Annotated in this window: 15 protein-coding genes; 7 read left to right on the forward strand and 8 right to left on the reverse strand. The window is 65.1% G+C overall.

Translation table 11 applies throughout. The features are described 5' to 3' along the window. Window positions 1-81: 81 nt before the first annotated feature. From AC1RCO_RS00615 to AC1RCO_RS00625, 3 genes are all read left to right on the forward strand, one after another. Window positions 82-1,227 carry an EstA family serine hydrolase gene (locus AC1RCO_RS00615; RefSeq protein ID WP_011062257.1) on the forward strand — a complete coding sequence of 382 codons (1,146 nt, stop codon included), beginning with the start codon at window positions 82-84 and terminating at the stop codon, window positions 1,225-1,227. Between the two features lie 161 nt (window positions 1,228-1,388). Then, on the forward strand, window positions 1,389-3,428 hold the full coding sequence (locus AC1RCO_RS00620) for an NADPH-dependent 2,4-dienoyl-CoA reductase (protein WP_065363214.1): 2,040 nt from the start codon (window positions 1,389-1,391) through the stop codon (window positions 3,426-3,428). 208 nt (window positions 3,429-3,636) lie between these two features. Continuing rightward, window positions 3,637-4,566 carry a 1-aminocyclopropane-1-carboxylate deaminase/D-cysteine desulfhydrase gene (locus tag AC1RCO_RS00625; RefSeq protein WP_152686316.1) on the forward strand — a complete coding sequence of 310 codons (930 nt, stop codon included), beginning with the start codon at window positions 3,637-3,639 and terminating at the stop codon, window positions 4,564-4,566. Here the strand turns inward: AC1RCO_RS00625 and AC1RCO_RS00630 are convergent. From AC1RCO_RS00630 to AC1RCO_RS00640, 3 genes are all read right to left on the reverse strand, one after another. Then, entirely contained in the window at window positions 4,557-5,111 is a 555-nt protein-coding gene (locus tag AC1RCO_RS00630; RefSeq protein WP_011062254.1) for a cytochrome b, read from the reverse strand. The two genes, AC1RCO_RS00625 and AC1RCO_RS00630, sit on opposite strands and share 10 nt — an antisense overlap. 202 nt (window positions 5,112-5,313) lie before the next feature. Beyond that, window positions 5,314-6,141 (reverse strand): phosphonoacetaldehyde hydrolase, encoded by an 828-nt coding sequence (phnX, locus tag AC1RCO_RS00635; RefSeq protein ID WP_015636337.1) that lies wholly within the window; start codon window positions 6,139-6,141, stop codon window positions 5,314-5,316. 101 nt (window positions 6,142-6,242) lie between these two features. After that, window positions 6,243-7,352, reverse strand: a complete 1,110-nt coding sequence (locus AC1RCO_RS00640; RefSeq protein WP_019095128.1) for a 2-aminoethylphosphonate--pyruvate transaminase — start codon at window positions 7,350-7,352, stop codon at window positions 6,243-6,245. A 110-nt stretch (window positions 7,353-7,462) separates the two neighbouring features. Here AC1RCO_RS00640 and AC1RCO_RS00645 point away from each other — a divergent pair, with 110 nt between their 5' ends. Further along, a complete protein-coding gene (locus tag AC1RCO_RS00645; protein ID WP_053152736.1) occupies window positions 7,463-8,323 on the forward strand; it encodes a LysR substrate-binding domain-containing protein in 861 nt (286 codons plus the stop codon). Between the two features lie 171 nt (window positions 8,324-8,494). Here the strand turns inward: AC1RCO_RS00645 and AC1RCO_RS00650 are convergent, their stop codons facing one another. Beyond that, a complete protein-coding gene (locus AC1RCO_RS00650) occupies window positions 8,495-9,382 on the reverse strand; it encodes a LysR substrate-binding domain-containing protein (RefSeq protein WP_011062250.1) in 888 nt (295 codons plus the stop codon). A 286-nt stretch (window positions 9,383-9,668) separates the two neighbouring features. Here AC1RCO_RS00650 and AC1RCO_RS00655 point away from each other — a divergent pair, with 286 nt between their 5' ends. From AC1RCO_RS00655 to AC1RCO_RS00665, 3 genes are all read left to right on the forward strand, one after another. Further along, complete coding sequence (locus AC1RCO_RS00655) at window positions 9,669-10,994, forward strand: MFS transporter (protein WP_492617221.1); 1,326 nt, start codon at window positions 9,669-9,671, stop codon at window positions 10,992-10,994. Between the two features lie 98 nt (window positions 10,995-11,092). Next, entirely contained in the window at window positions 11,093-12,484 is a 1,392-nt protein-coding gene (locus tag AC1RCO_RS00660) for an FAD-dependent oxidoreductase (RefSeq protein ID WP_011062248.1), read from the forward strand. A gap of 108 nt (window positions 12,485-12,592) precedes the next feature. Next, the gene (locus AC1RCO_RS00665; RefSeq protein WP_011062247.1) at window positions 12,593-13,297 is read left to right on the forward strand and encodes a YebC/PmpR family DNA-binding transcriptional regulator; all 705 of its coding nucleotides are present in this window, start codon (window positions 12,593-12,595) and stop codon (window positions 13,295-13,297) included. Between the two features lie 65 nt (window positions 13,298-13,362). Here the strand turns inward: AC1RCO_RS00665 and AC1RCO_RS00670 are convergent, their stop codons facing one another. The 4 genes from AC1RCO_RS00670 to zapE form a co-directional block, all read right to left on the reverse strand. After that, on the reverse strand, window positions 13,363-14,676 hold the full coding sequence (locus tag AC1RCO_RS00670) for a leucine-rich repeat-containing protein kinase family protein (protein ID WP_492617222.1): 1,314 nt from the start codon (window positions 14,674-14,676) through the stop codon (window positions 13,363-13,365). Between the two features lie 89 nt (window positions 14,677-14,765). Continuing rightward, window positions 14,766-15,134 (reverse strand): hypothetical protein, encoded by a 369-nt coding sequence (locus AC1RCO_RS00675; protein WP_262212467.1) that lies wholly within the window; start codon window positions 15,132-15,134, stop codon window positions 14,766-14,768. Continuing rightward, window positions 15,121-15,735: a hypothetical protein gene (locus AC1RCO_RS00680; RefSeq protein WP_169893234.1), complete on the reverse strand. Its 615-nt coding sequence runs from the start codon at window positions 15,733-15,735 to the stop codon at window positions 15,121-15,123. Before AC1RCO_RS00680 ends, AC1RCO_RS00675 begins: the two co-directional genes overlap by 14 nt. Then, window positions 15,732-16,862 carry a cell division protein ZapE gene (gene zapE / locus AC1RCO_RS00685; RefSeq protein WP_492617223.1) on the reverse strand — a complete coding sequence of 377 codons (1,131 nt, stop codon included), beginning with the start codon at window positions 16,860-16,862 and terminating at the stop codon, window positions 15,732-15,734. The genes AC1RCO_RS00680 and zapE overlap by 4 nt, the downstream gene beginning before the upstream one ends. Window positions 16,863-17,069 lie beyond the last annotated feature (207 nt).

The following is a 17,069-nucleotide window of genomic DNA, read 5'->3' on the forward strand; positions in this document are numbered from 1 at the left end:
CTCTTGGTTTCGGTTTTTAACTCATGCTGACCCTGGCCGACTCTCGCCAGGGCGGCATGACGATGGATGGGAGTTTTGAGAATGGAAGCGCAAGGAACATGTGCGAAGGGTTTCGAAGCCGTGCTGCACGCCTTCGAGGCAATGTTCGATGATCCCCAGGAGCGCGGCGCCGGGCTCTGTGTGCAGGTCGGCGGCCAGACCGTGGTCGACCTGTGGGCCGGCGTGGCGGACCTGGAGGGCAACAAGCCGTGGCACCACGGCACCCTGGCCAATACCTTCTGCACCATCAAGCCCTTGGCCGCAGTGGCTGCCCTGATGCTGGTGGAGGAGGGCAAGCTGGAGCTCGACGCGCCGGTGGCCCGCTACTGGCCCGAGTTTGCCCAGGGCGGCAAGGGGCGGGTCACCGTGCGCCAGGTCATGACCCACACCTCCGGCATACCGGCGCTGCGCGGGCCCAATCACAACGCCATGATGTATGACTGGGAGCACATGGTTGAGATCCTGGCTGCCGAGCCATTGTGGTGGCAGCCAGGAACCGGGTTGGGGTATGCCACCACTATTTTTGGCTGGGTCATCGGTGAGTTGATTCGCCGGGTCGACGGTCGAGAGCCTTGCACCTTCATCCACGAGCGGATCACCCGGCCCCATGACCTGGAGGTTTACCTGGGGGTCGAGGAACAGGATTTTGAGCGTATCGCGCATTTCGATGCCGCCGAGGGGCGGGTGGGCGACTACTACTCGGAGGACCTGCGCAAGGTGATCATTGCCGAGCCGGAGCATGTCGCGACCCTGGCCTTTACCAACCCGGGCATGGTCCCCCGGCGCACCTGCGACCCCCGCTGGTGGGCCTATCGGCAGCCGGGGGTCAACGGCCACAGCACCGCCCATGGCCTGGCCGGCTTTTACAGCGCATTGCTGGGGGGCCGCCTGATCGGGCCCGACCTGTTGAGTGAGTTCACCCGTGAGCACAGCAATGACATGGATCGCATCTGGCGACGCCCCATGCGCTATGGCCTGGGCTGCATGATGGAGCAACCGGCCGATCCGGCTGCCTCCCTCGGCATGGGGCCCGAGACTTTCGGTCATATCGGCCTGGGCGGCCCGATCAGTTTTGCCGACCCCGAACGCGAGGTGAGCTTCGGCTTTGTCACCACCACCTCGGGCCGGCACACCATGATCGATCCCCGTCCGCAGCAACTGGCCGCGCTGGCCTACGCGGCACTTTAATAGGAAGGGGGGGGATGGTAAAAGGGTGTTCGTTCTGATCATTAAGTTGTCAGTTACGGTCATTGAGTGCCCGATGTTCTGCTCTTAGTCTGTGCAGCACTACTGATGGAAGCCGCAGAGCTTCCGCATTTTTCCGTGATTGCCCGATCTGGAGTGACACCATGGCTGGAGCACCTTACCCGCATTTGCTGGCCCCCCTCGACCTGGGTTTCACCACCCTGCGCAACCGCACCCTGATGGGGTCGATGCACACCGGTCTGGAAGAAAAGCCCGGCGGCTTCGAGCGCATGGCGGCGTACTTTGCCGAGCGTGCCCGGGGCGGCGTGGGCCTGATGGTCACCGGCGGCATCGGCCCCAACGATGAGGGCGGGGTGTATTCCGGCGCCGCCAAGCTGACCACCGAAGATGAGGCACTCAAGCACCAGATCGTGACCCGTGCGGTGCACGAGGCCGGCGGCAAGATCTGCATGCAGATCCTTCATGCCGGGCGTTATGCCTACAGCCCCAAGCAGGTGGCTCCCAGCGCCATCCAGGCACCGATCAACCCGTTCAAGCCAAAGGAGCTGGACGAGGAAGGCATCGAGAAGCAGATCCGCGATTTCGTCACCTGCTCGACTCTGGCCCAGAAGGCCGAATACGACGGTGTCGAGATCATGGGCTCGGAAGGTTATTTCATTAACCAGTTCCTGGCCGCCCACACCAACCACCGCACCGATCGTTGGGGCGGCAGCTATGAAAACCGCATGCGCCTGCCGGTGGAAATCGTCCGTCGGGTACGTGAGGCGGTGGGCCCGAACTTCATCATCATCTTCCGCCTGTCGATGCTCGACCTGGTGGAAGGCGGCAGCACCTGGGAAGAGATCGTGCAACTGGCCCAGGCCATCGAGCAGGCCGGCGCCACCCTGATCAACACCGGGATCGGCTGGCACGAAGCGCGGATCCCCACCATCGCCACCAAGGTGCCGCGTGCCGCATTCAGCAAGGTGACGGCCAAGCTGCGCGGTTCGGTGAGCATTCCCCTGATCACCACCAACCGCATCAATACCCCGGAAGTCGCCGAGCAGATCCTCGCCGAGGGCGATGCCGACATGGTCTCCATGGCGCGGCCATTCCTGGCCGACCCGGACTTCGTCAACAAGGCCGCCGAAGGCCGCGCCGACGAAATCAATACCTGCATCGGCTGCAACCAGGCGTGCCTGGACCACACGTTCGGCGGCAAGCTCACCAGTTGCCTGGTCAACCCGCGCGCCTGCCACGAGACCGAGCTGAACTACCTGCCGGTCAAGCAGATCAAGAAGATTGCCGTGGTCGGTGCCGGCCCGGCGGGCCTGTCCGCCGCTACCGTGGCCGCCGAGCGTGGGCATCAGGTGACCCTGTTCGATTCCGCCAGCGAGATCGGCGGCCAGTTCAACATCGCCAAGCGAGTGCCGGGCAAGGAAGAGTTCTTCGAGACCCTGCGCTACTTCAAGCGCAAGTTGCAGACCAGCCATGTCGAGCTGTGCCTCAACACCCGCGTCGATGTACAGCAACTGGTGGCCGGCGGCTTTGACGAAATCATCCTGGCCACCGGCATTGCCCCTCGCGTGCCGGCGATTCCCGGGGTGGAGCACGCCAAGGTCCTCAGTTACCTGGACGTGCTGCTCGAGCGCAAGCCGGTGGGCAAGAGCGTGGCGGTGATCGGTGCCGGCGGCATCGGCTTCGATGTTTCCGAATTCCTCGTGCACCAGGGTGTGGCCACCAGCCAGGATCGCCAGGCGTTCTGGAAGGAATGGGGCATCGACACCCAGCTCCAGGCCCGTGGCGGCGTGGCCGGGATCAAGCCCGAGCCCCATGCACCAGCGCGGCAGGTGTTCCTCTTGCAGCGCAAGAAGACCAAGGTCGGCGACGGCCTGGGCAAGACCACCGGCTGGATCCATCGCACCGGTCTGAAGAACAAGCAGGTGCAGATGCTCAACAGCGTCGAGTACCTGAAGATCGACGATGCCGGCTTGCATATCCGTATCGGTGAGGCCAGCGAACCCCAGGTGCTGCCGGTGGACAACATCGTCATCTGTGCCGGCCAGGATCCGCTGCGTGAACTGCAGGACGGCCTGGTGGCGGCAGGGCAGAACGTGCACCTGATCGGTGGTGCCGATGTGGCCGCCGAACTGGACGCCAAGCGCGCCATCAACCAGGGTTCGCGTCTGGCGGCCGAGCTGTAACGGCCTGCCGTCACTGTAGCCGCTGCCGTAGGCTGCGAACGGGTTCGCAGAACCCGCAAGACAGGCAACCGCGCTCGCTGGTTGCAGCGCGATTGCCCGCTGGGCGAGTCCTGCGGCCTCGTGCCCAGCCTACGGCAGCGGCTACAAGGATGAGCCTGGGCCTGGAGCTGATAGACTGCGCAGCTTCTTCCCCGAACCCCCGCTGCCGATGTCCTTCCCCGAATCCTTCGACTGGTTACCCCACGCCCCGCTGCAACGGCTGGAGCTGGACTGGCTGTCGCGGGCCGGGGTCGAGGTGGCGGTGCTGCGCCTGGACCTGATCGACCCGCTGATCAGCGGCAACAAGTGGTTCAAGCTGACCGAACACCTGGCGGCGGCACGCACCGCCGGTGCCCACGGCATCATCAGCCTGGGGGGCGCCCATTCCAATCATCTGCATGCGCTGGCCGCTGCTGGCCGGCGTTTTGCCTTTCCCACCGTGGGTCTGTTGCGTGGCCATCCACAGGACACACCGACGGTGCTCGACCTGCAAGCTTTCGGCATGCGCCTGCACTGGCTGGGCTATGGCGGTTATCGCGCGCGCCACGAGGCGGGTTTCTGGACGCCCTGGCAGGCCAGGTATCCGGAGTTGTACCCGGTGCCGGAAGGTGGCGGTGGCCTGGCCGGCGCAGCGGGCTGCATGACCCTGCGCGATCAGGTGCGGCGGCAGTTGCCCAGCCTGGGCTGGAGCGACTACCACGGCTGGTGGCTGGCCGCCGGCACGGGCACTACCCTGGCCGGGCTGGTGCTGGCGGAGGCCGGAGCGCATCCGGTCTACGGCGCCCTGGCGGTCCCCGAGGATCACGGGGTGGCGCAGCAGGTCGAGGGGATCTTGCAAGAGGCCGGGCAGGGCCGCGGCGGTTATCAACTGCTGGACAGCAGCCGCGGCGGTTTTGCCAAGGTCGATGAAGTGTTAAGCGGGTTTATCCGGCTCACTGAACAACAATGCGCTCTACCGCTTGAACCCTTGTACACCGGCAAGGCCCTGCTGGCTTTGCAGGAACAGGTCCAGGCCGGGCGTTTCGCCCCGGGTTGCCGGTTGATCTTCGTGCATACCGGCGGCCTGCAGGGCCGCCGCGGGCTGTTGGCTCAGGCCTGACCGCGCTTGCGCCACATGCGTTGCAGAGTGTTGTCGCGCATCACGTAGTGGTGATAGAGCCCGGCCAGGGCGTGCAGCCCGATCAGCCAGTAGCCGACCGTGCCCAGCAGTTCGTGCCAGCCCTGGAGCTGCTTGGCCAGTGGCTTGTTCTCGGCCAGCAGCAGCGGCAGGTCGAGGCCGTAGAACATCACCTGATGGCCCTTGGCGCTGGTGGTCAGCCAGCCGAGGATCGGCATGGCGATCATGAACAGGTACAGCGCCCAGTGCATCAGGGTCGACAGCAGCCGTTGCCAGTGGGGCGGGGTGGGCAGGATCTTCGGCGCTACGCCCTGGGCACGAGCGAACAGGCGCAGCCAGACCAGCGCAAACACTGTCAGGCCGAGCATGAAGTGGGCTTCGACAATCAGCGTGCGACCACCGCTGCCTTTGGGGAAGATGCCGCGAAATTCGATACAGGCGTAAACCACGGCCAGTAGCACCAGCATCAACCAGTGCAGGGCGATCGTCATGGTGCTGTAGCGAGACTCAGTGTTTTTCCAGGGCATACGGGACATCCTCGGTCATCAGGTCTGAAGCCTCCGTTCTTGAGCGACGGAGTGCTTTAACTGTAATCCGCTTTATGCCGGTCTGCCTGGAGCTGTAGCGGCTTTTATTGCCCCCCTGTGCAGCGCCGGGGCGGTGGGCGGTTATGAAAAAAACGGCGGCCCCGAAGGCACCGCCGTTTTTTAATATTGCCCCGCGCCTGAATCAGTTGCCCTGGGGCATTTCCCCCCGGGCCAGGCGCTGGTTGATGTCGGCGATCACCTGGGGCAGGTCGGCGATGGTGTCGATCAGGTAGTGCGGGCGCGAAGCCTCGAACAGCTTGTGGATGCGCTTGCGCTCGCTGGCCAGGGTGTCGCTGGCCAGGGCCCGGTAGCCTTCGTAGGTCAGGCCCAGGGCATTGCCCGAGCAGGTCAGCGCCACGGTCCACATGCCGGCGCGGCGGCCTTCGAGAATGCCCGGTACGGTGTCGTCGATCTTCACGCAGGCGGCCACGTCGTCGATGCCCAGGGCGATCACGTTGGCCAGGGCCTGGGCTGGCCATGGGCGGCCGTTGGGCACTTCGTCGGTGGCCACCACGTGGTCGGCGGTGTAGCCGTTGGTGGCGGCCAGGGCTACCACCTTGTCCATCACCTGCTTGGGGTAGCCGGAGCAGGAGCCGATCTTGATCCCCTGTCCACGCAGCTTGGCGATCACCTCCAGGGCGCCGGGGATCAGCGCCGAGTGCTCGGCGATCTTCTCGATCTGCAACGGCATGAAGCGTTCGTAGATAGCGGTCACATCGGCGTCAGTCGGGGTGCGGCCGAAGACCTTGCGATAGCGCTCGGCCACCTCCGGCAGGTCGCACAAGGTGCGGATGTGATCCCACTTGCCCATGCCCATGGGGCCGCGGGCTTCTTCGATGGACACCTGCACATCGAACTCGGCGAAGGCTTCGACAAAGATCTGGGTCGGGGCAAAGGAGCCGAAGTCGACCACGGTGCCGGCCCAGTCGAGGATCGCCGCTTGCAGCTGAGAAGGGTTGCTGTAGTTCATGGTTTCGATGCCTGTGTAGGAGCGAGCTTGCTCGCAAAAAAGGTTCTGTATCGCGTCGCCTGATTCGCGAGAAAGCTCGCTCCTACAGGCTCGGTGGGGAGTCAGATGTCGAGGACTTCCATCTCTTGCAGCACTTCGGCGATGGCGGTGACGGCAGCCTGCATGCCGCGGCGGTCGACATGGCCGATGCAGCCCACGCGGAAGGTTTCGACCTGGGTCAGCTTGCCCGGGTAGAGGATGAAACCCTTGGCCTTGACCCGCTCGTAGAAATCCTTGAACTGGTAGCGGGGATCTTTCGGGGCGTGGAAGGTGACGATGATCGGTGCCTGGATCGCTTCCGGCAGAAAACTGCGCAGGCCCAGCTCGCCCATGCCATCGAGCAGTGTCTGGCAGTTGTCGGCGTAGCGGGCGTGGCGCGCCGGCAGGCCACCTTCCTCGGCGTATTGCAGCAGGGCTTCGTGCAGCGCGGCGACCACGTGGGTCGGCGGGGTGAAGCGCCACTGGCCGGTCTTGGCCATGTAGCTGTGCTGGTCGTGCAGGTCCATGGCCAGGGAATGGGCATTGCCGCCGGCCTGGGCCAGGGACGCCTTGGCAGCGAAGACAAAGCCCATGCCGGGCACGCCTTCCAGGCATTTGCCGGAGGCGGCGATCAGCGCATCGAAGGGGATCTCCCGGGCATCGATGGGTAGCGCGCCGAAGGAACTCATGGCGTCGATGATCAGGCGCTTGCCATGGCTGGCCACCACCTGGGCGATTTCCGGCAGCGGGTTGAGGATACCGGTGCTGGTTTCGCAGTGGATCAGCGCCACGTGGCTGATGCTGCTGTCGGCCTGGAGCAGGCGCTCGACATCCGCGGCCGTGGTGGGCTGGTCCTCGGCGGTTTCGAAGGTGCTGAAATCCCGGCCGAGCACTTCGCAGATCTTCGCCAGGCGCTTGCCGTAGGCACCGTTGATCAGCACCAGGACCTTGCCGTCGCGGGGCACCAGGGTGCCGATGGCCGCTTCCACGGCGAAGGTGCCACTGCCTTGCAGGGGCACGCAGTGATGGCTGTCGGCGCCCTGGATGATGGCCAGCAGCTGTTGGCACAGGCTGGCGGTCAGCTGGTTGAAGCGGTCATCCCACGAACCCCAGTCCACCAGCATTGCCTGGCGGGTGCGGGCGGAGGTGGTCAGGGGGCCGGGGGTAAGCAGGATTGGCTCGGCGATGCTCATGCTGTGTCCTCGAAAAGGTGGGGATGACGCTACGGGGACTAAATTGCAGTTTGCCTTGTCATCAATCAAATTGTTTGTTGTTATGCCAGCCATCAGTGAGGCCGATAGCTATGAACCTGTTTCAACTCCGCGCATTCGACGCCGTGGCCCGGGAAGGCAGCTTTACCCGGGCCGCCGGGCGGCTGTTCATCAGCCAGCCGGCGGTCACCGGGCATATCAAGGCCCTGGAAGAGCATTACCAGATCACCTTGCTGCGGCGCACTGCGCGCCGGGTGGAACTGACCGAAGAGGGCATCAAGCTGGCGGCCATTACCCGGGCCATGTTCGGCCTGGCGGAAGAGGCCCAGGCCATGCTCGAGGCCAACCGGCAATTGCTCACCGGGCGCCTGGAAGTGGCAGCGGACGGCCCCCATCTGGTCATGCCGATGCTGGCCAGCCTGCGGGCGCGCTACCCGGGGGTGACGGTCAACCTGCGCCTGGGCAATGCCCAGGAAACCCTGGCGGCGCTGTTGTCCGAGCATGCCGACGTGGCGGTGCTGACCGAGGTCGAGCCGCGCAAGGGCCTGCATCTGCAAAGCCTGGGCGAGTCGCGGATCTGTGCCCTGGTGCCCGATGGGCACCCTTGGCTGGAACTGGCCGAGGGCGTCGCCATCGAGCAGTTGGACCAGGTGATCATGGTGCTGCGCGAACCGGGTTCGATCACCCGCCGGACGTTCGATGAGGCCTGTGGGCTGGCCCAGGTCCAGCCCCGGGTGCTGCTGGAGTTGGACAGCCGCGAAGCGGTGACCGAGGCGGTGGCGGCGCACCTGGGGGTGGGCATTGTCAGTTCGGTGGAGGTTGGCCACGACCCGCGGGTGCGCACGGTGCCGATCCGCGGTGCGGGGCTGGTCAACCGGCACATGATCGGCTGCATCGAGCGGCGCCGGGACCTGCGCCTGATCCAGGCGTTTTTCGCCCTGGCTCCAGCCTGAGCCCACCTCCACTCTTGAAGGAGCTGGCTTGCCAGCGAAGAGGCCCGAAAGATCGCCTTCGCCGGCAAGCCAGCCTCCTGCGGTAGCGGTGTCTGGGGGATCGCTTTCGCCGGCAAGCCGGCTCCTACGGTAGTGGTGCCTGGGAGATTGCCTTCGCCGGCAAGCCGGTTCCTACAGGGCGGTGGGGGAGGCCAGGCTTTCGCGTACCAGGTCGAGGAAGGTGGCGACGATCCGTCGCGAACTCTGTTCGCGCAGGCACACCAGGGTTTCGGTCAGGCGCCGCTGGCAGTCGACGATCGGCAGGGCGCAGACCCGGGCGTCGGCGCCGAACTCCGCCGCCGAGACCACCCCCACGCCAATGCCCACCACTACCGCTTCGCGCGCGGCTTCGCGACCTTCCACCTGGATGGTCGGGCGGATGCGCAGGCCGGCGCGGTTCATTTCCTCTTCCAGGGTCTGGCGGGTTACCGAGCCGACCTCCCGCAGCACCAGGGGCGTGTCGTCCAGGTCGGCGAGGCAGATGGACTGGCGGCCGGCCCAGGGGTGGTGACGGGAGACGAACGCCACCATCGGGTCGTTGCGCAGGGTCAGAGACAGCAGGCGCTCGTCGTCCACGGCCCGCCCCAGCAGAGCCAGGTCGGCCTGGTAATTGAACAGGCGCAGCAGCGATTCATCGGTGTTGCCGGTTTCGATCTTCACATTGATCCCGGGGTACAGCTCGCAGAACCGGGCGATCTGCGGCAGCACATGCACCGGGGCATCCACCGCCAGTACCAGGCTGCCGGTCTGCAAGGCCCGGGACTCCTGCAGCAGCTCCTTGGCTTCGGCTTCCACCACGAACAGGCGCTGGGTGATGGCCAGCAGGCGCTCGCCCAGGTCGGTCAGGCGCACCGAGCGCTTGTTGCGATGAAACAACAGCACCCCGAAGCGCTCTTCGAGCTTGCGCACCTGGTCGGAAATCGCCGGCTGCGTCAGGTACAGGCGTTCGGCCGCCCGGGTGAAGCTGCCGTGCACCGCCACGGCGTGGAAGGCTTTCAATTGGGCGTGGGAAACCGACATGGGCCAAACCTCTTACAAGCTGAGCTTATATTTGAAATACGATAAATCGATTTCATTTATTAGTCAGTAATTGCTTCCATCCTTGCAAGCCTAGTGACCGGTCGGTCGACCGGCACCGGGCCCTGATGCCTGTGTGTGCAGCTTCGGCCCCCGAAACGGGCCGGCAACAGGACTCATCTGACCAGCAGCGCCCGCCGCGAGGGCCCTGCTGCAGTGCTCAAGAATAAAAAACACAGGCGTTTGCTTCGCATCCTGCCGGCACACTCACCCTGAGGTCAGAACCACAATGAACAAGCAGATCGGCACCATCAAACGTTGGCGCGTGCAGATTTTCGCCATCACCTGGATCGCCTACGCGGCGTTCTACTTCACCCGCAAAGCCTTTTCCGTCGCCAAGCTCGGGATCGCCGACGATCCCGACTTCACCCTCGACAAGATGGCCATGGCCAACCTCGACGCCATCTACCTGGCGGCCTACGCCGTGGGGCAGTTCACCTGGGGCATCTTCGCCGACCGCTTCGGCCCGCGGGTGGTGGTGCTGGGCGGCTTGCTGATTTCCGCCGCTGCGGCGCTGGTGATGGGCAGCTTCGCCACCTTGCCGGTGTTCGCCACCTGCATGCTGGTCCAGGGGCTGGCGCAGTCCACGGGCTGGTCGGGGCTGTGCAAGAACATCGGCAGTTTCTTTCCCGCCGGGCAGCGCGGCAGGGTGCTGGGGCTGTGGAGTTCCTGCTACGCCTTCGGCGGCCTGGTGGCCTCGCCCTTTGCCGGCTGGTGGGCCTATACGCTGATCGGCACCTGGCACGCGGCGTTCATTTCCAGCGCGGTGGTGGTGGGCTTGACCGCGGTGCTGTTCTTCATCTTCCAGCGCAATACCCCGGAGGACGTGGGCCTGCCGGCCGTGGAGCCATTGCCCCCGCAGAGCGCCGAAGAAGACGCCGCCGAACGGCGCATGAGCGTCTGGGAACCGCTGCGCGAGATCCTGCGCAACCGCACGGTGCTGATCCTCGGGCTGTCGTACTTCCTGCTCAAGCCGGCGCGTTACGCGATCCTGCTGTGGGGGCCGGTGATCGTTTACGAACAGATGCCCTCGGTGGGCAAGGTGGGGGCGGCGATCGTGCCCACCAGCTTCGAGCTGGCCGGGCTGTTGGGGCCGGTGATGATCGGCCTGGCCTCGGACAAGCTGTTCGGCGCCCGGCGCATGCCGGCCTGTGTCATCAGCCTGCTGGCGCTGACCCTGTCCCTGGCGCTGTTCATGGGCGCTCTGCATACCGGCAGCGTCGTGCTGGTGATGGCCCTGCTGTTTTTCATGGGCCTGACCCTGTACGGGCCGGACTCGATGATCTGTGGCGCTGCAGCCATCGACTTCGGCTCGGCCAAGGCCGGGGCCACCGCGGCCGGTTTCGTCAATGGCTGCGGCTCGGTGGGCGCGGTGCTGGGTGGCCTGCTGCTGGGTTACTTCGACACGGTCACGGTGTTCATCGTGTTTGCCGCCTGCGCCCTGGTCTCGGCCCTGGTGCTGGTGCCGTACTGGAACAGCCGGCCCCAAGGGCTCGAGCCGGTGCGCGCACTCGTTCCCAATGGACCTTTGCTGATCAAACCGCTGCGTACCTGACTTTCGGGCCTCTTCGCCGGCAAACCGGTTCCTACGAAGGCTTGTAGGAGCAGGCTTGCCAGCGAACCCACTCGCCGTTTTTTACCTGGAGACTCACCATGCGACCTTTCTGGCTGGAACAGGCCCTGCAACAGCAACCCTCACCGGCGTGCCCGCCACTGTCGGGCGACACGACCTGCCAGGTGGCGATTGTCGGCGGCGGCTACACCGGGCTGTGGACCGCCATCATGCTCAAGGAGCAGAACCCCGGGCTGGACGTGCTGCTGATCGAGGCGGATATCTGCGGCGCCGGTGCCAGTGGGCGCAACGGTGGCTGTGCGCTGTCCTGGTCGGCCAAGTACTTCACCCTGGAGCGGCTGTTCGGTGTCGAGGAGGCCGTGCGCCTGGTCAAGGAATCCGAGCAGAGCATCTATGCCATCGGCGCCTTCTGCGAGCGCTACGGGGTGGATGCCCAGTACCGCCTCGACGGCACTTTGTACACGGCCACCAACCCGGCCCAGGTCGGCTCCACCGATGGCGTGATCGCTGCGCTGGAGCGCCGCGGCATCAACTCCTTCGACAAGCGACCCCTGGCCGACGTGCAGCGCATGGCCGGTTCCAGCCAGCATCTGGAGGGCTGGTATTCGCCGGCGGCGGCCAGCGTACAGCCGGGCCTGCTGGTGCGCGGGCTGCGCCGGGTGGCCCTGCAACTGGGCGTGAGGATTCACGAGAACACCGCCATGACCGGGCTGGAGGAGGGGCGCCCGGCGCTGTTGCGCACGCCCCTGGGGCAGATCCGCGCCGAGCGCGTGGTACTGGCGATGAATGCCTGGATGGCCCGAGCCTTCCCGCAATTCGAGCGCAGCGTGGCGATTGTTTCCAGCGACATGCTGATCACCGAGCCGCGGCCCCAACTGCTGCAGCAGATCGGCCTGACCAGCGGCGTGACGGTGCTGGATTCGCGGATCTTCGTGCACTACTACCACAACACCCCGGACGGTCGGATCATGCTCGGCAAGGGCGGCAACACCTTCGCCTATGGCGGGCGGATGCTGCCGGTGTTCGACCAGCCGTCGCCCTACGCCGGCTTGCTCAAGCGCAGCCTGGGGCAGTTCTTCCCGGCCTTTGCCGACGTGCCGGTGGCGGCCACCTGGAATGGCCCGTCGGATCGCTCGGTGACCGGCTTGCCGTTCTTCGGCCAGATGAGCCGCGCGGGCAATGTGTTCTACGGTTTCGGGTATTCCGGCAGCGGCGTCGGCCCCTGCCATATGGGCGGGCAGATCCTCGCCTCCCTGGTGCAGGGGCTGGACAACCCCTGGACTCGCTCGCCGCTGGTCAATGGCCCCCTGGGCTACTTCCCGCCGGAGCCGATCCGCTACCTGGGTTCGCTGGTGGTGCGCAACGCCATCCGCCGCAAGGAACGGGCCGAGGACCACGGGCGCCGGCCGCGGCACCTGGATGTGCGCCTGGCGCGTTTCGCTGCGGCGGCCGGCAAGGCCGACAAGGGCTGAAGCCTGCCGGCCACTGACTTTTTGGTCGATCAGGGCCTTGAGGACGTATAAACTTGCCCATCGCGTCGGCCAAATCCAACTCGACGCCATAGATCAAGAGAGTGAGTAATGGGCGCACAGTGGAAGGTTAAACACAAAGAAGCGGCAGCCAATGCCAAGGGCAAGATTTTCGGCAAGCTGGTCAAAGAGATCACCATCGCCGCACGTAACGGCGCCGACACCGCCACCAACGCCCACCTGCGGCTGGTGGTGGAACAGGCGAAAAAGGCTTCGATGCCCCGCGAGACCCTGGAGCGTGCCATCAAGAAAGGCTCGGGCCAGCTGGGCGAGACCGTGCAGTACCACCGCGTGACCTACGAAGGTTTTGCCCCGCACCAGGTACCCCTGATCGTTGAATGCGTGACCGACAACATCAACCGTACCGTGGCGGAAATCCGCGTGGCGTTCCGCAAGGGCCAACTGGGCGCTTCGGGTTCGGTGTCCTGGGATTTCAACCACGTGGGCATGATCGAGGCCTCGCCGGACAGTCCGGACGCCGATCCGGAACTGGCCGCCATCGAGGCTGGAGCCCAGGACTTCGAGCCGGGCGAAGAGGGCGCGACCCTGTTCCTGACCGAGCCTGCGGACCTGGATGCGGTACAGAAAGCCCTGCCCGAGCAAGGTTTCACCGTGCTTTCGGCCAAGCTTGGCTACCAGCCGAAGAACCCGGTCAGCGGCCTGAGCGATGAGCAGATGGCTGAAGTCGAGGCGTTCCTCGAAGGCCTGGACAACCATGACGACGTGCAGGACATGTTCGTCGGCCTGGCAGGCTAAGGCGATTCGCCGGCCAGCCGGCTCCTGCATACCTCTGTAGGAGCCGGCTGGCCGGCGAAGCTGTTTTAAAGCCCCGCCAATTCCTCGCAGACCTGGGTAAAGCCCGGTCGCGCCAGTACCTCCGGCTGGCAGCAGCGCTGCACCAGCGCCGCCAGTTTCTGCTGTTGCCCCAGGCTCAGCGAGCCATCCCCGCGCTCCAGCAATTCTTCCAGCAAGATGCCGAAGGCCCGCACTTCCAGGCGTTGCAGCGCCCGGCTTTGCACGGTGTCGTCCTGGGCATGGAAGGACGCTGCGCCAAAATCCCCCAGCAGGCAGTCGCCTTGGGCGTTCCACAAGGTGTTGTGGCCATAGAGGTCGCCATGGGTGATGCCCTGGGCGTGCAGGTGCGCGCCCACCGAGGCGATGCCGCGGGCAATGCCCAGGGTTACGTCGGCGTTGAAGCGGGCGTCGTCCGGGTAGATATCCCGGGAGCAGGAATCCAGGCTGGGCAGCGCTGCAAGGTTGGCAAAACTTTTGTCGATCAACTGCATCACCAGGCCGTTCTGGCCCTGGGGGTGGTCGAGGATGCGTCCTTCGACGCGGATCAGGTTCGGGTGCAGCCCGGCGCTGATACAGGCGTTCATTTCATGCAGCGGCGAGCCGTCGCTGGTCATCTCGCCCTTGTACAGCTTGACCGCCACCGCCCGCGGCGGTTGCCCGGCGGGCTGCCATTGCGCCTGGTGAATCACCCCCGAGGCGCCTTCGCCCAGGCGCTGTTCCAGGGTCAGTTCGCTCCAGGGGGTGGTCGGAGTGGATTCCAGGGCCGTGGCATCGGCTTCCGACTCCAGCGGGTTGCCGGCATAGGCCAGCCAGGTCAGGCGCGGCAGGGCGAGGAGGAAGGGCGGCAGCTCGGTCAGGCGGTTGGCGGCAATCCGCAGCAGTTCCAGGCGGTGGCACTGGCCCAGGCTTTCGGGCAGGCGGGTCAGGCGGTTGCCGGCGAGCATGAGTTTTTGCAGCAGCGGGCGCTGGCCCAGTTCTTCCGGCAGCTCAGCGATGCGGTTATCGGTGAGGATCAGCCAGCGCAGCTGCGGTGGCAGGGCGGCGGCCGGCACCCGCTCGATGCGGTTGGCCTTGAAGCCGATCATGCTCAGTTGCAGGCATTGGCCGAGGCAGGCCGGTACTTCACTGAACCGGTTGTCCGAGCAGAACAGGATGCGCAGGCGAGTGAGCCGGTGCAGGTCCTCGGGCAGGCTGCTCAGGGCGTTGCCACTGAGGTTGAGGATCTCCAGGGAGTCGGCCAGATCGAAGATTTCCCGGGGGAACTCAGTCAGCCCGCAGGACAGGTCCAGGCGCTTGATGCCGGCCAGTTGGCCAGCCCGCAGTTGGGCAAGGGTATCCATGAACAGCGTCAACACTCGAAAGAAGAAAAAGGCGGGCAGAATAAAGCAGTTCGGCGGTTTTTGCTGCCTGAGCGGCCATGGGATGGGGGCTATTGGGTTTCCAGCAGCCTGAAGGCCAACGCGCCCGCTCCTTGAACGTAGTCGGCAATCAGGGTCAGGTCGGTCTTGCGGCCTTTGGACCACAGCTGGCAGGCCACTCTCATGATCGATGGCTCGGTGCCCAGCGGGTAAAGGTCCAGGGCGACCCGGCCGCTGCGGTCCGGTTGGAATGCCAGGTCATAGGGCGCGAGGGTCAGGTCCCGGGCCTGTTCTCCCGAGCTGTCCAGCTCTTCGAGGATTTCTGCATAAATGGCCGGGCTCACGCCAACTGCCGCCAATGCCGTCGGCTGGGCATGTTCAATGGCGCGCAAAAGTGCCTCTGCCAGTCGGTAAATCTCTTGGCGGTCAAATGCTTGCATCTTGCAGTGCTCCAGCCAGCCGGCGAAATGCCGCGGGTTGCCTGGAGTTCCCGGCCTCAGCCAGCATCGACTCCAGGCTGTGGTGCTCCAGGGTATTTTTTACCGATCCGGTGGCGGCTCTGCCCAGCGGGCTTTCCAGGTCGAAGTCGCTCTCCAGGGTTGCAAGCAGGTAGGCGCCTTGGCGGCTCCATTGGTTGAAACGCATGACGTGCCGGTCATCCAGAATCACCGCGCCTTCCTGCTTGTCGTCCGAGAAATGGAACGCCAACTGCGAAGGGGGCAGGTTTTGCTGGGCCGCAAGGCGTTTCCTGTACTTGAGCACCGACGTCAGGCGGGCCCCGGGGGCCAGGTTGAAGCCACTGCCGACCCGTTGCCGGTCAAGGAAGTAGCACTTGAACAGCACCTCCAGGGTTCGCTGGTGGTAGCGCGTCGTGCAGCGTTTTTCATACTGGTGAAAGTCCTGGGGCTCGCCGACCCGCTCATAGCCTTTGGCCGCCAGTTCGGCTGCCGAGAAACTCTCCAGGCCAAATAGCCGGGAGTGCTGGAGGGTTGAATCTTGCAGGTGCAGGCACACCAGCTCGCAAAAGCTGATCGAACTCATGTGGCTACCTGCTCAAGCGGGTGCTCGGGGCCGATTTCCTGCAATTGCCCGAGGCGGCTGCGGGTGCGGGCCAGGTCGATGGCGTGGCCGCCCAGGCTTTCGGCCAGCGGGCGCTGGCCGATCAGCAGCAGGCGCTTGTCCTGGTCGTAGAGCACGTCGATCAGGTTGATGAAGCGCTGCTGGGCGGCGATCGAGCACTCCGCCAGTGGCGGCAGTTCATCGATGATCCAGGTGTCAAACTGGCGGCTCAGTTCCAGGTAGTCCATGACTGCCGTGGGCTGCTGGCACAGGTCGTTGAATTCGAAGCGGATGCTGCGCTGCTGGCGCTGGCGGGTGGTCAGCTGGCGGCTGCCGACCTGCAGCAGCGTTGCCGGGGCGTGGCGTTCGGGCAGCTTGAGCGCCTGGCGCTGGGCCGCGGTGCCGGGCCAGAGATACTGCCCCCGGGTAAAGGCCTGTTGTTCGTGGGTTTGCGCGTGGGTCCGGTAATCCTCGGCACCGCCGACTTCCATGACCTGCATGCGCGCGTTGATCAGTTCGATCACCGGTTTGAAGCGGGCATGGTACAGCGGGTTGGGCAGCAGGCCTTCGGGGGCGTAGTTGGAGGTCACCAGCAGCACGATGCCGCGCTTGAACAGGGCCTTGAACAGCCGGGTGATGAGCATGGCGTCGCCGATGTCGTGGACATGGAACTCATCGAAACACAGTACCCGGCACTGGCGGAGCAGCTCATCCAGGGTGGTTTCCAGGGCATCGGCCTGCTGTTGGTGGCGAAACATGCCCTGGTGCAGTTGGGCGAAGAAGTCATGGAAATGCAGGCGCTGTTTCTCGTCGATGGGCAGGGCGCGGAAGAAGCCGTCCAGCAGCCAGCTCTTGCCCCGCCCCACGGTGCCATACAGGTACAGGCTCGGCGCCTGCGGGGTGGCCTGCTCCAGGGCGTCGGCCAGTTGCCCCATGCGCTCGATCACCTGCAACTGGCCATGGCTCAGGGTGTAGCCCAGGTCCAGGGCCTTATGGCGAAAGTAGTCATGGATCAGCGCGCCAGCGGCGCTCGGGCGGCGGGCAGGCCTGGCGAACAGGCGACGCCAGGGAGATCGAGTCTGTGCAGGTTTTGGCGGTAAAGCGGCCAATGGTGATTACCCCGATGGTTCCAGGCCGCTCACCTTAAGAGCGGCGCGCCAATTTAACCAATAGAAAATGCCCCGGCCAGTCATCTCGAAAAGGCATGGCTACAGCCGTCCTGGCGCAGCGCTCATGCCGTGAGCAATTAATACGCTAACTGGCGGTTTCCCCGCGGGTTGCTAACCTGACTTCAGCGAATGCTCCTCATAAGGATT

The sequence above is a fragment of the Pseudomonas sp. GW823-FHT03E05 genome (genome assembly GCF_058796855.1).